Here is a 15,937-nt window from a genome sequence, read left to right on the forward strand (position 1 = left end):
GCGCCGAGCCGTCGTCGCCTCCCTTCGAACCGTCCGAGCCTACCGAAGCGCCGCGGCAGAGCGCGCCTCCCGCCGCGCGCTCAGCCTTCCGCCGGCCTCGGCACCGTGACGAGCCCGTACGTCCCTGCGCCGCTGATCTGGATCCACGCGCGCACCACCTGGATCGACCGCCCCGCCCGCGCCACGGCGGCCACCGCGTCGCCGAGGTCGCGCGCGCACGCGGCGTGCAGGTCGTCGGTCGTCTCGTGATCCTCCGCGGAGCGGCGGATCCAGACCGCCGTCGACGGCATCGCCGCGCCCTCGTGCCTGTCCTGCCAGCGCCTGCCGACGAGGTGCGCCCGGAGGAGCTTCCTCGCTTCCGGGGGCGTGTCCGGGTGGAGCTCATACACCATCGTCGCGATGAACGACCTCATGCGCCCGAGCCTGCCGGAGCGGCGCGCGCCCGTCCAGACGGCGCGCCGCATGCGTCCGCCGGACGAGCGGGCGGGCTCGCGCGGAGTTCCCGCGGGCGGGGGCGGCGGAACGGTGAAACAGTGTCCCGCCGATGCCTCCGAGCGACCTCGACCCCAGGCGTATCCTGCCCATCGCGGACCGGCTCCACGCGGACCCTGGCTACGCCGGCCGCGGCGTCACCATCGCCTTCCTCGACTCCGGCTTTTACGCCCACCCGGACCTCACAACGCCCCGGAACCGCGTCCTCGCCTACCACGATCTCTTCGCGCCCGAGGCGGGGCCGTCGGCGCTCGAGCACGGGGACGCCTCGTCGTGGCACGGCATGATGACCTCGGTGGTCGCCGCCGGGAACGGCGCGCTCTCCGACGGGCGCTTCCGCGGGCTCGCCTGGGAGGCGAACCTCGTGCTGGTCAAGGTCGGCTTCGCCCACCGCATCGTCCACGACGACATCCGGCGCGGCATCGAATGGGTGATCGCGCACCGCGAGCAGTACGGGATCCGTGTGCTCAACATCTCCTGTGGAGGCGATTACGAGGAGTCGTACCTGACCGGGAGCCTGTCGCGCGCCGCCGACGAGGCGACCCGGCACGGCATCGTCGTCGTGGCCGCCGCGGGCAACGCAGGGCACGACCCGGGGCACCGCGTCCTGCCGCCGGCGAGCGCGCCGAGCGTCATCGCCGTCGGGGGGCTCGACGACGGCGGCGCAGGAGAGCAGACGTGGAACTACCACTCTTCGTACGGACTCACCCTCGACGGGCTGCAGAAGCCGGAGATCATCGCGCCGGCGATCTGGCTGGCGGCGCCCATCCTGCCCGGGACGCCGACCGCGGCGCAGGCGCAGCTCCTCTCGCTGCTCGACAGCGCCCTGGACGAGGAGCTGCCCGGGCTGCTCGTCGAGCACGCGTGCGTCGATCCGGACCTCGACGCCATCGCCGGCCGCGAGCCGTACCTCGTGCGCCAGCTCGCGGCGGCCAAGCTGCGCGATCAGAAGGTGATCTCCGGCCATTACAAACACGTGGACGGGACGAGCTTCGCCGCGCCGATCGTGAGCAGCGTCGTGGCGCAGATGCTCGAGGCGAACCCGCGCCTCTCCCCGCAGCAATGCCGGCGCATCCTGATGAAGACCGCGCGCGGGCTGCCCGGCATCGCGGCGGAGCGGCAGGGCTTCGGCGTCGTGCAGCCCCGCGCCGCCGTGGCCGCCGCGCGCGCCGCCTGAGCGGGAGGCCCGGCGGCGAGCCCCTCTCCTGCCTCGCTCACTGCGGCACGGGGAGCGCCTTCTCGGCCCATTGCGGGATATGGTTGCCGGTCGGATGGGCCATGTCGTCGTTCTGCCGGGGCATCCACACCGGCGCGAAGCTCGGGTCGCCGCCCTGCGCCCCTCCCGGCGAGAGCGTCACGGCCGCGAACCAGAGCTGCGGCGTGGTCGTGCCGTCGCTCGACCCGACGAGGCGCAGGCCGTAGGGGCGCCGCGACGAGAACGCGACCCAGTAAAGGTTCTTGCCACGGTAGGTGTCGTGGCTCGGCCCGAAGCGCGGCCACGAGTTCGCCCAGGTGTCGTCGCCGTTCGCCCGGGCGAGATCGACGGGCGCGCCCCCCTCGACCGGGATGATCTGGAGCCGCGCGGAGTTGTCGTCATAGGTGTCGCACGGATCGTTGCCGTAAGGCCCGTTGCCGGGCGGCCCGTCGCAACGCGACGTGTTGAACACGACGAAGGCGCCGTCGTCCGAGATGGCGGGATAGTAATGGCTCCTGTCCTGCGCGCGCGGCACGAGGGCCCGCGGCGCCTCGAACGCGCCCGCCCCGTCCGAGCGCGCGATCAGGATCTGCGCGCCCCGGACCGTGTCGCCGTAGAGCTCGTCGCCCGCGCCGTTCTCCCCCGGCTGCCACGCGACGAAGGCGAGGTGCTTGCCGTCCGGCGACCAGAACGGCTGCGTCAGCCGCTCGCCCTCGTCGGAGAACAGATCGCCGAGCGCCTCGAGCGTCTCGTCCGCGCGGCGGAGCGTCAGCGCGCCGCGGAAGGCGTTGACCATGAGCTCGCCGTCCGGCGAGAACGTGGTCATCGTGGCGAATCCGGCGGCGTCGGTGTTGCGGAGGGCGATGATGTCCGCGGTCGCGACGTCCACCAGCGCGAACGAGGACGGGCCGCTGCCGCCGAAGGTGAGCGCCATCTTGTCGCCGGCCTGCGCCAGGGCGTGGCAGCCCATGCAGGGCATCTCCTGCCCGTTCGCCAGCGGCGGCGACTGCTCGTTCTCCCAGAACAGCTCGGGCGGGCTCGCCGCGTCGTCGAGATCGTAGCGGTAGATGGCGGCCGACTGGAGCGTGGTCCCGTCGGTGCGCCAGTAGTACAGGCCGCCGGAGAGCGCCGCGCTCGCCCACCGGACGTCGATCGCCGCGCTCTCCCCGAGCTCGGCCCCGTCCTCGGCGGCGAGGCGGACGCGCGTCTCCATCACCTCGCCCTCGCTCGTGCGCACGAGCATCGGGACCACCTCCGCGGGGAGCGCCATCGCGCACCCGCCTTCGTCCGGCAGCGGCTCGCAGGCGCCGACCAACCTCAGATCGATGAAATCACCCACCATCTCGATCCGGCCGACGCGCTGCCCGGCGCTGCCCTTGCGCACGTGGACCTCGACCTCGCCGATGTTCGACGGGAAGAGCGCGCCGTCGAGGGGATAGGCGATCGCGGGGGCGCTCGCCGCGTCGGGCGCGCCGTCGAGCGCGGCGCTCGCGCCGGGGGGAGCTCCGGGCAGCGCGACGGTGCCGGCGAGCTTCACGGTGACGTCGGCGCTCGCCGTGAGGGGCCCGTCGGCGGCGATCACCCGGACGCGGCCGGGCGAGGCGGTCGTGAGCTCGCCGGCGTCCACGCGGGCGAAGAGGTCGCTGGTCCCCCAGCTGACCTGCGCCGTGACGTCGCGCTCGGAGCCGTCCTGGAAGCGGCCGATCGCCGCGAGCTGCACGACGGCGGACTCGCCGTAGGCGAGCGCGACCGAGGCGGCGCCCGGCTCGACGCGCAGCGAGACGAGCCCCTCCACGGCGCCGCTGCCCGAGGAGCCGCCGCCGCCCTGCGCCCCGCCCGCCGACATGCCCGCCGACGCGCCGGCGCCGTCGCCCGAGGAGCACGCCGCCGCGGAGGCCGCGATCGCCGTCGCCAAGGCGAGGAGGAGCGCCCCTCGATTCACCGTGCGCGGGCCCGCCCCCGCCGAGAACACGCGTGGCCTCATGATCTGACCTCCAAGTCGAGCTCCGAACCGGCAGGGTACCATGCCGATCTGACGGCCGGCTCGCCGAGCCTTCAAGCACGAACGGTTGGAAGAGGGCCCGGAGCCCTGTTCGTCCACATCGCACGGAGCATCGCGGCACGAGGCGCACGCCGTATCCCGACGCGGGTGCGCGCTGTCGCGCGCCGCCCGCCGCCGCCGCTCGCCGCCCGACGCCCGACGCCCGACGCGCGGTCATGAACAGGCAGACGCGGCCAGCCTGGGGGAATACCTTGCGTACCCCGTCGCCGGCCGGTAGCTTCCGGAGCGCCTCAAGGCTCGTTCGTCCTCGACCTCTGATCCGGCCGCCTGCTGCAACGTGGTTGCCTCGTCCGAACGTGGGGTGACGGCCGGTCGTCGGGGAGCGTTTTCGCGTGCGGCCCGCGGCACGATCCGGGCCGTCCGCGAGGGAAGCGGGGATCGTGCAACGGGATTGGCGGCAGACATGAGCAAGCGGCTTTATGTGGGGAACCTGGCGTTCCATTCGACGGAAGACAGCCTGCGCACCGCGTTCGAAGGGGCCGGCGTCGAGGTGCTCTCGATTCAGTTGATGACGGACCGCATGACCGGGCAGTCGCGCGGGTTCGGGTTCGTCGAGGTCAGCGATGCCCAGGCGCAGGCGGCCATCAATGCGCTGCACGGCAAGGACCTCGACGGCCGTACCCTGACGGTCAACGAGGCGCGTGAGCGCACCGGCGGCCCCGGCGGCGGCGGCGGCGGCGGTGGCTTCCGCGGGGGTGGCGGCGGCGGCGGCGGCCGTGGAGGGGGCGGCGGCGGGCGCGGCGGTGGCCGCGGGGGTGGCGGGCGCGACCGCTGGTAGCGCTGCAAGGTCGACCCCGGCGGCGCGCTCAGCGCCGCGCGGGGCCTCTCGCCGCCGCGACCACGGACGCCGGGGCGCGGCGCGCAGGGGAATCCCCCAGCAAATAAAGCAAGGAACGCCAGCGCGAGGGCGCGGCGACCCGCGCAGGAGCCCGGCCACCCTGGCCGGACTCCTGGCGGGTGGGACTAGCTGGAGCGCTTCGCCCCGGGGCGGCGGAACGGCGCGCGGCCGGCGAAGACCTGGCCGTCGCCGAGCGCGTACGAGATCCGGAGCAGCTGGTTGTACTTCGCGACGCGATCCGAGCGGGACGCGGAGCCGGTCTTGATCTGGCCCGCGTTCGTCGCGACCGCGAGGTCGGCGATGAACGTGTCCTCGGTCTCGCCCGAGCGGTGGGAGATGATCGACCGGTAGCCGCCCTCGGCCGCCTGGCGGATGCAGTCGAGGGTCTCGGTGACGGTGCCGATCTGGTTCAGCTTGATGAGGATGGCGTTGGCGAGGCCGTCCTCGATGCCCTTCGCGAGGCGCGCAGGGTTCGTCACGAAGAGGTCGTCGCCGACGAGCTGGACCTTCTTGCCGAGGCGCTCGGTGAGCAGGCGCCAGCCCTTCTCGTCGTTCTCGGCGACGCCATCCTCGATCGACACGATCGGGAACGCCTTCGCGAGCTCGTCGTAGATGGCGACGATCTCCTCGCGGGTCTTCGACTGCTTGTCGAAGGTGTACCGCTCGGTCTTCGCGTCATAGAACTCGCTGAGCGCCGAGTCGAGCGCGACGCCGACGTCCTCGCCCGGGCGGTGGCCGGCGGCCTCGATGGCGCGCACGACGTACTCGAGCGCCGCCCGGTTCGACGGGAGGCGCGGGGCGAAGCCGCCCTCGTCGCCGACGGCCGTGACCATGCCGTCCTTCTTGAGAAGGCCCTTCAGCGTGTGGAAGATCTCGGCGCCCGTGCGCAGCGCCTCGGCGAACGACTCGGCACCGTAGGGGACGATCATGAACTCCTGGATCTCGAGGCCGTTGTCGGCGTGCACGCCGCCGTTCAGGATGTTCATGAGCGGCGTCGGGAGGACGCGCGCCGCGGCGCCGCCGAGGTAGCGCCAGAGCGGCAGGTCGACCGTGTCCGCGGCGGCGCGGGCGGCGGCCATCGAGACGGCGAGGATGGCGTTGGCGCCGAGCTTCGACTTGTTGGGGGAGCCGTCGGCCTGGATGAGCACCTTGTCGAGCTCGGCCTGGTCGAGCGCATCCATCCCGAGGACGGCCGGACCGAGGACGGTCTCGATGTTCTTCACCGCGGTGAGGACGCCCTTGCCGAGGAAGCGCTTCTTGTCGCCGTCCCTGAGTTCGACGGCCTCGTGCTCGCCGGTCGACGCGCCGCTCGGCACGGCCGCGCGGCCCGTGCCGCTCAGCGTGGTGACCTCGGCTTCGACGGTGGGGTTGCCGCGCGAATCGATGACTTCGCGCGCGATGACGCTCTGGATCTCCGACATGACCTCTCCTCAAGGGGGTCGCCTTCGCGCGACCCCGGCTGCTCTCGAAGGGGGCTCGAGAAGCGGGCGGAGCATAGGCACGGCCCTCCCCGGATGTCGACGCTCCGGTGCACCCGCGGCGCACGGCGCGGCCCGGCGCCACCGTCGACGGTGAACGCGCGCCCGGGTCGACGGTCGGTGCGCGCCTGGCGTAAGCTCGGGCCCGCGTGGAAACGTCCATCGGCGTCTTCGGTGAGGAGATGCTCCTCTGGCTCTGCATGCTCCGCCAGTCCCCGCGGCGGCCGCCGGCCGATCACGTGCTGCGACAGGCGAACCTGCTGCTCGAGGAGCTGAAGGGGTCCAGGCTCGCGCAGGAGATGCCGGTCGCGTCGGTCGACGACGGGATGTTCGCGATCGCCGCGTGCGCGGACGAGATCGCGATGTCGCTGCCGGACCTGCGGCCGGTCTGGGCGCAGCGCCCGCTCCAGGCGTCGCGGTGGACGACCAACAACGCGGGCGTCGAGTTCTTCGAGCGGCTGGAGCGCGTCCGGAAGGGCCCGCTCCCGGTGATGGCGACGTACGCATGCGTGCTCGGGCTCGGCTTCCGCGGCCGCTACGGGCTGCCGGGGCAGAACACCGACGAGCTGCTGCGGATCCGCCGCGATCTGTCGCTCAAGCTCGGCGTGGATCCCGATCGGGACTGGAAGGGCGGGGTGCTCAAGCCGGTGCAGGTCGAGGGCGTCACGGTCCAGCACCTCCCCACCCTGTCGTTCTGGCGCTCCATCCTGGTCGGGCGGGCCCTGGCGTCGCTCGTCGCGATCGCCGGCGCGCTCGCGCTCGCGTGGACGATCGCCCAAAGGGTCCGATGAGCGGCTCCTTCGTTTACGAGCTGGCGAGCGTCCACACGCTCGTCGAGCAGGCGAACCTGGACAGCAGCCAGGGGATCTACGCGGTCCCCTGCTACCTGGTGCTCGGCGAGCCCGGGTCGGGCCGCTCCACGGTGATCCGCTCGATGAACCTGACGTGGCCCGTGAGCGGCGGGCAGCTCCCGATCGGCGTGCCCGGGGCGCGGTGCTCTTACTGGCTGGCGAAGGAGGCGCTCTTCATCGAGCCGGAGGCGTCGGTGCTCGGCCCGCGGCGGGAGCCGGCCGAGCTCTCGCGGCTCTGCGACGAGCTGCGCCGCTCGCGGGAGCGCGAGCCGATCGACGGCATCCTGCTCGTGCTGAGCATCGCGGAGTTCGTCGAGCTCGACGAGCAGGGGCTCGACGCGTACGCGAACCGCATCCGCGCGTACCTCGTCGAGGTCGGCCGCGCGCTGCGCGCCGACGTGCCGACGTACGTGGTGCTGTCGCGCTACGACACGCTCTGGGGCTTCGCCGAGGTGTTCCACTGGACCGCCGAGCGCGGGCGCGAGGAGCCCTGGGGCTTCACGCTCCCCCTCGAGACGAGCCCTGACAACGCGGGGCCGCGGATCCTCCAGGAGCTCGAGGGGCTCAACGCGCGGCTGGAGTCGACCTGCCTCGCGCGGGTGAGCTCGGAGGACGCGCCCGAGGCGCGGACGCGGGCGTTCCAGCACCTCGCCGAGGTGCGGGCGCTGATGCCGCGGCTGCGGCAGCTCTTCGGGGTGATCGCGATGGCGAACGCCTTCGAGCGGGCGCCGTGGCTCCGCGCGGTGGCGATCGGCAGCGCGATGCCCGGCATGGGGGACCGGCTCCGCGCGGGGGTGACGCGGTTCATGAACATGGGGCTGGCGCAGCCGCCGAGCGTGGCGGTCGCGATGCGGCCGGGGGGGCTGCCGATCCACGCGACCCTGAGGGCCGTCGTGCTGCCGGAGCGGGACATCGTGCCGCTCCGGCAGCGGTGGCGGGACGACCGGTTCACGCTGGTCTGCTTCGTGGGCGGGCTCCTGCTGCTGCTCGCGGCGGCGCTCACCGAGATCATCCTGCGCTACGCGATGTGAGCGGGCGCCGAGGGCGGCCCCGCCGGCCCCGGCCGTCCAGTTGACATGGCAACTCGGGGGCCCAAACGCCTCTGATATGCGGGGCACGTCGGAGGCATGGGATCGACCTGCTGTCCAGCAGGCTCGCTCCGTTGAGCCTGGGCGCGCGCCACACCTCTCGCTGCGACCGGGCACAGCCCACCTCAAGGGGTATCACGTCACCGCGAAGACCGGCGAGGGCCCGGGCTCCGCCACGTATCGAGCCTATCGGGACGCCGACGGCATCGACGTGGCGATCAAGGTGCTGCACACCGATTACGCTCGAGCCGGCGATATCATGCGCGTCAGGCACGCCTACCGCGCGATACGGCAGGTCGACTCGGCGAGGGTCGTCAAGGTGTACGCCGTCGAGGAGCACGAGGACGGACTGGCGCTCGTCACCGAGTATTTCCCGGGCGCCCCGCTGTCCGCGAGGGCGGCCTGCAGGCTGGGCGTCTGCGCGTCGCTGGACATCTTGATCCCCGTGGCCGAAGCCCTGGCCGACATCCATCGCCATGCCCTCATCCATGGCGACGTGAGGCCTCCGAACATCCTGCTCGGAGAGGACGGTCAGGTGAAGCTCACGGGCTTCGGCGTGGATTCCATCGTGACGCGCGAGAAGGAGGAGATCTATTGCCGCCGCGTCCTCTCGAAGGTGCTCCCCTATACATCGCCGGAGCAGACCGGCCGCATGAACCGCAGCGTGGACTACCGCACCGACATGTACTCGTTCGGCGTCGTCCTCTACGAGATGCTCGCCGGGCAAAGGCCGTTCGAGGCGACAGACCCCCTCGAGCTGATGCACGCGCACATCGCCGTGACGCCCGTCGCCCCCTCGGAGCTCAACCCGGAGGTGCCCGACGCGCTCTCCGCCGTCGCGATGAAGCTCCTCAGCAAGAACGCCGAAGACCGCTACCAGTGCGCCGAGGGGCTGAAGGCCGATCTGGAGGAGATCCGAGCGCGATGGCGGCGCAGCGGCCAGATAGGAGCGTTCAGCCCTGGCCGCCACGACAGGAGAGACCTCTTCCGGCTTCCCCAGAAGCTCTACGGCCGCGAAGGCGACATCCGGAAGCTCGTCGGCGCGTTCGACGACGTGCTGCGGGGCAAGCGGACGATCGTCCTCGTCTCGGGCTATTCGGGCATCGGCAAGTCGTCGCTGGTCCAGGAGATCTTGAAGCCGCTGGTGCGCGAGAAGGGCTATTACATCAGCGGGAAGTACGATCAGTACAACCGCGACGCGCCCTACAGCGCCATCGTCCACGCGTTCGACACGCTCGTCAAGCAGCTCCTCTCCGAGAGCGAGGAGCGGATCCTACGGTGGCGGGACGCCATCCTGTGCGCCCTCGGGGCCAACGGACAGGTGATCTGCGACGTGCTCCCGTCGCTCAAGCACATCATCGGCGAGCAGCCGCCCGTCCCCGCGCTCGGCCCGGTCGAGGCCCAGAACCGCTTCATCCTCTACTTTCACAACTTCGTGTCCGTCTTCGCCCGGCACGCCCACCCGCTGGCCATCTTCCTCGACGATCTCCAGTGGGTGGACTCGGCCAGCCTGAGCCTGCTCACGAGCGTCCTCGCGAGGGACGACGTCGAGTCGCTCTTCTTCTGCGGCGCTTACCGCGACAACGAGGTGAGCCCGACCCACCCCTTCCTCGTCGCCCTGGAGCAGCTCACGAAGGGCGGCCTCGAGGCGCGCGACATCGTCCTCGCGCCCCTCGGCCTCAGGCACCTGACCGAGCTCATCAACGACAGCCTGCAGATCGGCGGCGGCGAGGCCCTCGCGTGCGCGATCCTGAAGAAGACCGGGGGCAACCCGTTCTTCGTGAAGCAGTTCATGCGGCACCTCTACGACACGAAGGCGCTCGTCTTCGACCCTGCGGCCGGCTGGGGCTGGGACCTCTGGCAGATCGAGCGGCTGGAGTGCACCGATAACGTCCTGAGCCTCATGGCGGAGACCATCCGGCGCCTGCCGCATGCGACGCAGCGGGTGCTCCGGCTGGCCTCGGCGATCGGCAACACGTTCGAGATGGATGTCCTGAACACCGTCAGCGAGCGGCCCCCCGACGAGACGTACGCGAGCCTCGACGACGCCCTCGCCGATGGCCTGATCGTGAGCGCGGACGAGCAGTATCGATTCGCGCACGACAAGATCCAGGAGGCCGCGTACTCGCTGATCCCGGAGAGGGACAGACCGGCGTTCCACTACCGGATCGGGAAGCTCCTGCTCGGCAAGCCGCGCTCCGACGACCGGCGCGATCTGTTCGACGTCGTCAATCACCTGAACAGCGCCGGTGATCTGATCCGCGCGCCGGAGGAGCGCATGGAATCGGCCAGGCTCAACCTGGAGGCCGCCGGGCGCGCCCAGGAGTCGGCGGCCTTCACCGCGGCCCTCAGGTACCTGGAACATGGCATATCCATGCTGCCCGGAGACGCGTGGGCCTCCAGCTACGAGCTGACCTTCACCTACCACACGAAGAAGGGGCTCCTGGAGTCGCTCTGCGGACGCCACGACGACGCGCTCTCCACCCTCGCGGGGAGCTTCGATAGAGCGGTGGGGCGCCTCCACAAGACGGAGGTGCGCCGCCTGAAGATGAACGTGGAGATCCTGAAGAACGATCTGCCCGCCGCGATGGAAGAGGGCCTCGCCGCGCTCCGGGCGTACGACATCGACCTGCCGCCCTATCCGGGCGACGACGCGCTCATGACCGAGATGGAGCGGACGATCGCGATGATCGGCGACCGCCCGATCGCGTCGCTGGTCGATCTGCCCGCGCTCGACGATCCCGAGATCGCCGCCCTCCAGGACGTGCTCCAGGAGATGTTCTCGCCGACCTACCAGCTGGGCACGAACAACTTCGGCATCACGGTGATGAAGGCGCTCCAGAACTCGCTGAGACATGGCATCTCGAGGAACTCGATCTACGCCTACGTGAACTTCGGGACGCTCCTGTGCGCCAGGCGCGACATCGAGAAGGGGTACGAGTTCGGGCGGGCGGCGGTCCGCCTGAACGAGCGCCACCCGGACGTGAAGTCCGAGTCCATGCTGTGCAACATGTGGGGGGCGTGGGTCCAGCACTGGATGGATACCTACGAGAGCTCGAAGGCGTCCCTGCGCAAGGGCGTCCACGCCGGCGTGGAGACGGGGCAGTACATCTGGGCCTTCTACAACGCGTGCAACGCGAGCATGAACGGCCTCCTCCGGGGGGAGCACCTCCACGACGTCATCGAGGAGGCGAGGCTGTATCTGCCGCTCTGCAGGCTCGACAAGTTCAACGCGATCACGTGGATCGTCGGGGCCGTCGGGCAGCTCTGCGAACACCTGAGCACGCAGGACGAGGGCGACTGGAGGCGCGGGGCGTGGGTCGACATCGCCGCGGTCACCGAGGACGCCCGCAGCATCGACAACCGGGCGTCGCTCTACTTCGTGAACGTCTTCGAGGTCCTCGCCGGCGTGTTCCAGGGCGCGTACGAGGAGGTGGCCGAGAGGTGGGGCTCCACCGACCCGGGCAGCCTCGGCATGCTCGCCGCGTGGCACGCGAGCCCCTGTTATCACTTCTACGGCGGGCTGGCCTTCTCGCGGGCCGCGGGCGCCGCCGCCCCCGCGCGCAGGGCGGCGTACCTCGCGAGGCTCGGGGAGTGCGCGCGCAAGGTGGAGTCGTGGGCAGCGCTCGGCCCGGAGAGCCACGGCCACCGCAGCTTGATCCTGAAGGCCGAGGTCGCCCGGAGCGAGCGGCGAGACGGCGCGGGCGCCCTCTACGATCAGGGGATCGCGGCCGCGCGGGAGGGTCATTTCCTGCACGACGAGGCGCTGGCCAACGAGCTCTGCGCTCGACATTACCTCGACCTGGGCAGGGCCTTCATCGCGCGCGCCTACATGACCGAGGCGCACAGGCTCTATGGGCGCTGGGGCGCCGTGCGGCCGATGCTGCGCCTCGAGAGGGACTTTCCGCACGCGCTCGGGCCGGAGGCGCTGCGCAGGCGGACCGACCTCGCGCGGGACGGGTACGCCGACGTCCGCGCCGCCGCCGTGGGTCACGGCGCGCGCCCGGGGCTCGACTTCATGGCCATGCTCAGAGCCTCGCAGGCGGTCTCTGGCGAGCTGAACCTCGACCGGGTGATCGAGGCCCTGCTGACGATCGCGGTCGAGCACGCGGGCGCCGAGCGGGGGCTGCTGATCCGCGCGTCCAGCGCCTCGCGCGCCGCGCACACGGCGCACGTCATCGAGGCCGAGGTCGTCACCCGGCACGGCCGGGTCGAGGTCACCCTTCGCCAGGCGCCCGTCACCTCGAGCGATCTCCCCACCGCCATCCTCCAGTACGTGGTCCGCACGCGAGAGCGCGTGATCCTGGACGACGCCGCCGTGCCTAACCTGTACTCGGAAGACGCCTACGTGCGCGGGCGGCGCCCCCGCTCCGTGCTCTGCCTCCCCCTGGTAAAGCAGGGCGCGCTGGTCGGCGTGCTCTATCTGGAGAACAACCTGACCCCGCGGGCCTTCACCGCGGATCGGGTCGAGGTGCTGGAGCTCCTGGCCTCCCAGTCCGCCATCTCGCTGGAGAACGCGCGCCTCTACACCCAGCTTCAGCAGGAGAACGGCGAGCGCAGGCGGGCGGAGCTGGCGCTGAGGGAGAGAGAGGCGCGCATCCGGCGCCTCGTGGACTCCAACATCATCGGGATCGCCGTCTGGGACGTCGACGGCAGGGTCATCGACGCGAACGACGCGCTCCTCTGCATGCTCGGCTACAACCGTGAAGACCTGACCTCGGGGAATATCCGCTGGGCAGATCTCACGCCGGAGGAGTTCAAGGAGATCACCCAGCTGGCGCTCGAACAGATCCGCACGACGGGTGAGTTCGGGCCGCAAGAGAAGGAGTTTTTCCGAAAGGACGGCGGCCGCGTCCCGGTGGTGATCGGCGGCGCGCGGTTCGAGGGATCCGAGAGCCAGGGGGTGGCGTTCTGCCTCGACGTGACCGAGCGCAAGCAGGCGGAGGAACGCCAGAAGCTCCTGATGAACGAGCTGAACCATCGGGTGAAGAACACGCTGGCGATCGTGCAGGCGATCGCCGTGCAGACGCTCCGCATGGCGGACTCGCCCAAGGCCTTCACGGACGCCTTCCTGGCCCGGTTGCTCGCCCTGTCCCAGACCCACAACCTCCTGAACCAGACAGCGTGGCAGGGCGCCGACCTCCACGACGTCGTCCGCGCCGAGCTGGCGCCGCACGCCCATGGCGACGCCGATCGGGTCCGCCTGGCCGGCCAGGACGTCCGCCTCCGCCCGGAGGCGGCGGTGACGCTCGGCATGGTCTTTCACGAGCTGGCGAGCAACGCGGCCAAGTACGGAGCGCTATCGCAGCCGTCCGGCCGCGTCGCGGTCACCTGGGACGTGATCACACGGGCGCACGAGCGCCTGCTCCACCTGGAATGGCAGGAGACGGGCGGGCCTCCGGTCCGGCCGCCGCACCGCAAGGGCTTCGGCTCACGCCTGATCGAGCGCGACCTCGGGCGCCAGCTCGCCACGGAGGTGCGCCTCGACTACCTGCCTGGGGGCGTGGTTTGCGTGATGGACCTGCCCCTCGAGCGCGTGGGCGTAGGATGAGCCCGGCCCCTGGAGGCGAACGCGGGCTGGAGGGGCTCCGTGTCCTCATCGTCGAGGACGAGCCCATGATCGCCTCGTCCCTCGAGGACGTCCTGACCGACCTCGGCTGTGTGGTGGTCGGCCCGGCGCTGAACATGAAGGACGCGATGCGCCTGGCCCGCGCGGCCGAGATCGACGGGGCGAGCCTCGACGTCAACATCGCCGGCGAGAAGGTCTATCCGGTGGCCGACATCCTGAGCGAGCGAGGCATCCCGTTCGTCTTCCTGACGGGGTATGGCAAAGCTGGGTTGCGCGAGTCCGATCTCAGCCGTCCGGTGCTGCAGAAGCCGTGCAGTCTGGAGCGCTTCGAGGAGATCCTGGCGGGGTGGCGGTGAGCGATCTTACCGGGCTCCCGGGCGCAGCGGCGCGGCGTCGACAGGCCACGTCATCCACGTTGGTTCACGCTCGCGACACGGCACTACACTTGCAAGTCACGTTTGCGAATGCTCGAAAGGAGGTTCTTATGGCGGAACAGCAGCGTCAGCCGACAGGACAGGACGTGTCCGTGAGCAAGTCGCAGCAAGGCAAGCCCGGCGGTCAGGCGACAGGTCAGACCCCTTCCCAGGGCGGTCAATCCACCGGGATGCAGCGTCAGCAGGGCGGCGGCCAGATGGGGCGGTACGGCGCGGCGGGCGGCGTCTTCAGCCCGTTCGCGATGATGAGCCGGATGATGGAGGACATGGATCGCATGTTCGACGACTTCGGCTTCGGAGGGTTGCTCTCGCCGTTCCGGCAGGGCCGCGCGATGGGTGAGCCGGGTGGCGGCCGGGGTCTCTCGTCCCTCGGGGGCGGCCTCTGGTCGCCGCGCATCGAGCTCAGCGAGCGCAACGGTCAGCTCGTCGTCAAGGCCGATCTCCCCGGCGTGACGAAGGACGACATCCGGGTGGAGCTCCGGGAGGACACCCTGATCATCGAGGGTGAGCGGCGGCAGGAGCAGCAGGAGCAGCGCGAGGGGATGAGCTACACCGAGCGCAGCTACGGGTCGTTCACGCGCGCCATCCCGCTGCCCCAGGGCGTGCAGGCCGACGACGTGGACGCGAGGTTCGAGAACGGCGTCCTCGAGGTCTGTCTGAAGCTGCCGCAGCAGCAGCAGCGCAGCCGCTCGGTCGAGATCAAGAGCGGCGGGCCCTCGCAGGGGACGAGCGCTGGCGGCGGCCAGATGCCCGAGAAGAACCGGCCCAGCTAGCCGATCTCGACGTGGGTCCCACCGGGGCGACGGCGCACCGTCGCCCCGGTGTCGCCTGGCGGAGGGGTCGGTCGTCAACCGAGCGCGACTCGCAGGCGCGCGATGCCAAGGCGCGTCGCGCGGCGTGCCGCCTCAGGGCGCCGCCGCCTCGCGCCCTCCGAGGATCGCGAGCTCGGTCTCGATCCACCGGTCGAGCTCGCCCTGGAGGCTGAACAGCGCCAGATCGAACTCCCGCCCGTTGATGACGATGAACGGCGTCCCCGAGAGCCCCGCGCGGTCGGCCTCGGCCTTGTCGCGCGCGACCACCCGGGCGGCGGGCTCGCCCGCCATGTCGGCGCGGAACCGGGCCATGTCGAGGCCGACCTTCTGCGCGTAGCCGAGCAGGTCCTTCTCCTCGAGCCGCTGCTGGTTCTCGAACAGGAGGCGCTCCATCGGCCAGTAGCGGCCCTGGCGGTGCGCCGCGATGGCCGCGCGCGCCGCGGCGTCGGCGTGCGGGTGCGATCGCAGCGGATACACCTTGTGGATCAGCCTGACGTAGGGCGCGTGGCGCTCGACGACCTCGTCGATGAGCGGGACCGCGCGCCCGCAGGAAGGACACTCGAAGTCCGACCACACGACGATCTGGATCGACGCGCGCTCCGGCCCGCGAGAGGGCGAGTCGGCGAGGTCGATGTGCTTCACGTTCGGACCGAACCTCACGCCGTACGCGGCCTGCGCCTCCGCGCCGCTCGCGCCGCCGCGGATCTTGTCGGCGAGGAGCTGCGCGGCGGGCGCGCAGGCCGCGCAGGAGCGCGACTCGCGGACGCACTGCGCGAGCGACACCGCCTGATCCGGGCACGGCGCGTAGAGCTGCGAGACCAGCTGCCACCAGGTATCGCGCTCGCGGCGGACGAGCTCGGCCGTGTCCACGCCGGGCAACTCCTCCGGCGCGCCGCCGCGCGCGTCGAGCGGCGCGGCGCCCGGGGGCCCGGGGAGCGGGACCTCGGGGGAATCGGCGAACTGGGGTTCCTGCCGCTCCGCGCCGCTGCAACCCGCGAGCGCGGCGAGCGCGGCGAGCACGAGCCGTCGTGCACCTGATCTCGGAATGAACACGCGCGGATGCTACACCCCCGCCGCGGCCGGGCCAGGTCGAAGCGCCGCCCGAGGCGCCGGGCCGG

General features: G+C 71.4%; 11 protein-coding genes. 7 read left to right on the plus strand and 4 right to left on the minus strand.

The annotated features are described in order from the left end of the window. Window positions 1–80: 80 nt before the first annotated feature. A complete protein-coding gene (locus tag WMF14_RS41725; protein WP_437795847.1) occupies window positions 81–413 on the minus strand; it encodes a hypothetical protein in 333 nt (110 codons plus the stop codon). A 131-nt stretch (window positions 414–544) separates the two neighbouring features. Between WMF14_RS41725 and WMF14_RS41730 the strand changes: the two genes are divergently transcribed. Further along, on the plus strand, window positions 545–1,669 hold the full coding sequence (locus WMF14_RS41730; protein ID WP_437795850.1) for a S8 family serine peptidase: 1,125 nt from the start codon (window positions 545–547) through the stop codon (window positions 1,667–1,669). 37 nt (window positions 1,670–1,706) lie between these two features. Here the strand turns inward: WMF14_RS41730 and WMF14_RS41735 are convergent, their stop codons facing one another. After that, window positions 1,707–3,671, minus strand: coding sequence for a hypothetical protein (locus WMF14_RS41735; RefSeq protein WP_437795853.1), 1,965 nt, complete (start codon window positions 3,669–3,671; stop codon window positions 1,707–1,709). Window positions 3,672–4,152: 481 nt separating this feature from the next. Between WMF14_RS41735 and WMF14_RS41740 the strand changes: the two genes are divergently transcribed. Next, on the plus strand, window positions 4,153–4,527 hold the full coding sequence (locus WMF14_RS41740; RefSeq protein WP_437742042.1) for an RNA recognition motif domain-containing protein: 375 nt from the start codon (window positions 4,153–4,155) through the stop codon (window positions 4,525–4,527). A 185-nt stretch (window positions 4,528–4,712) separates the two neighbouring features. Here the strand turns inward: WMF14_RS41740 and eno are convergent, their stop codons facing one another. After that, window positions 4,713–6,008 (minus strand): phosphopyruvate hydratase, encoded by a 1,296-nt coding sequence (eno, locus tag WMF14_RS41745; protein WP_437325518.1) that lies wholly within the window; start codon window positions 6,006–6,008, stop codon window positions 4,713–4,715. Window positions 6,009–6,214: 206 nt separating this feature from the next. Here eno and WMF14_RS41750 point away from each other — a divergent pair, with 206 nt between their 5' ends. From WMF14_RS41750 to WMF14_RS41770, 5 genes are all read left to right on the plus strand, one after another. Continuing rightward, a complete protein-coding gene (locus WMF14_RS41750; RefSeq protein ID WP_272102341.1) occupies window positions 6,215–6,856 on the plus strand; it encodes a DotU family type IV/VI secretion system protein in 642 nt (213 codons plus the stop codon). Further along, window positions 6,853–7,947, plus strand: coding sequence for a type VI secretion system protein (locus WMF14_RS41755; protein ID WP_437795857.1), 1,095 nt, complete (start codon window positions 6,853–6,855; stop codon window positions 7,945–7,947). The genes WMF14_RS41750 and WMF14_RS41755 overlap by 4 nt, the downstream gene beginning before the upstream one ends. Before the next feature lie 76 nt (window positions 7,948–8,023). Beyond that, complete coding sequence (locus WMF14_RS41760) at window positions 8,024–13,555, plus strand: AAA family ATPase (protein ID WP_437795860.1); 5,532 nt, start codon at window positions 8,024–8,026, stop codon at window positions 13,553–13,555. Continuing rightward, window positions 13,552–13,929: a response regulator gene (locus WMF14_RS41765; protein WP_437795863.1), complete on the plus strand. Its 378-nt coding sequence runs from the start codon at window positions 13,552–13,554 to the stop codon at window positions 13,927–13,929. The genes WMF14_RS41760 and WMF14_RS41765 overlap by 4 nt, the downstream gene beginning before the upstream one ends. 128 nt (window positions 13,930–14,057) lie before the next feature. Beyond that, a complete protein-coding gene (locus WMF14_RS41770; RefSeq protein ID WP_437795866.1) occupies window positions 14,058–14,780 on the plus strand; it encodes an Hsp20/alpha crystallin family protein in 723 nt (240 codons plus the stop codon). Between the two features lie 132 nt (window positions 14,781–14,912). On the opposite strand, the gene WMF14_RS41775 is transcribed toward WMF14_RS41770, so the two are convergent. Next, window positions 14,913–15,872 (minus strand): DsbA family protein, encoded by a 960-nt coding sequence (locus WMF14_RS41775; protein ID WP_437795869.1) that lies wholly within the window; start codon window positions 15,870–15,872, stop codon window positions 14,913–14,915. Between the last annotated feature and the right edge of the window lie 65 nt (window positions 15,873–15,937).

This window comes from Sorangium sp. So ce693, from assembly GCF_051521375.1.
Classification (GTDB): Bacteria; Myxococcota_A; Polyangia; order Polyangiales; family Polyangiaceae; genus Sorangium; species Sorangium atrum.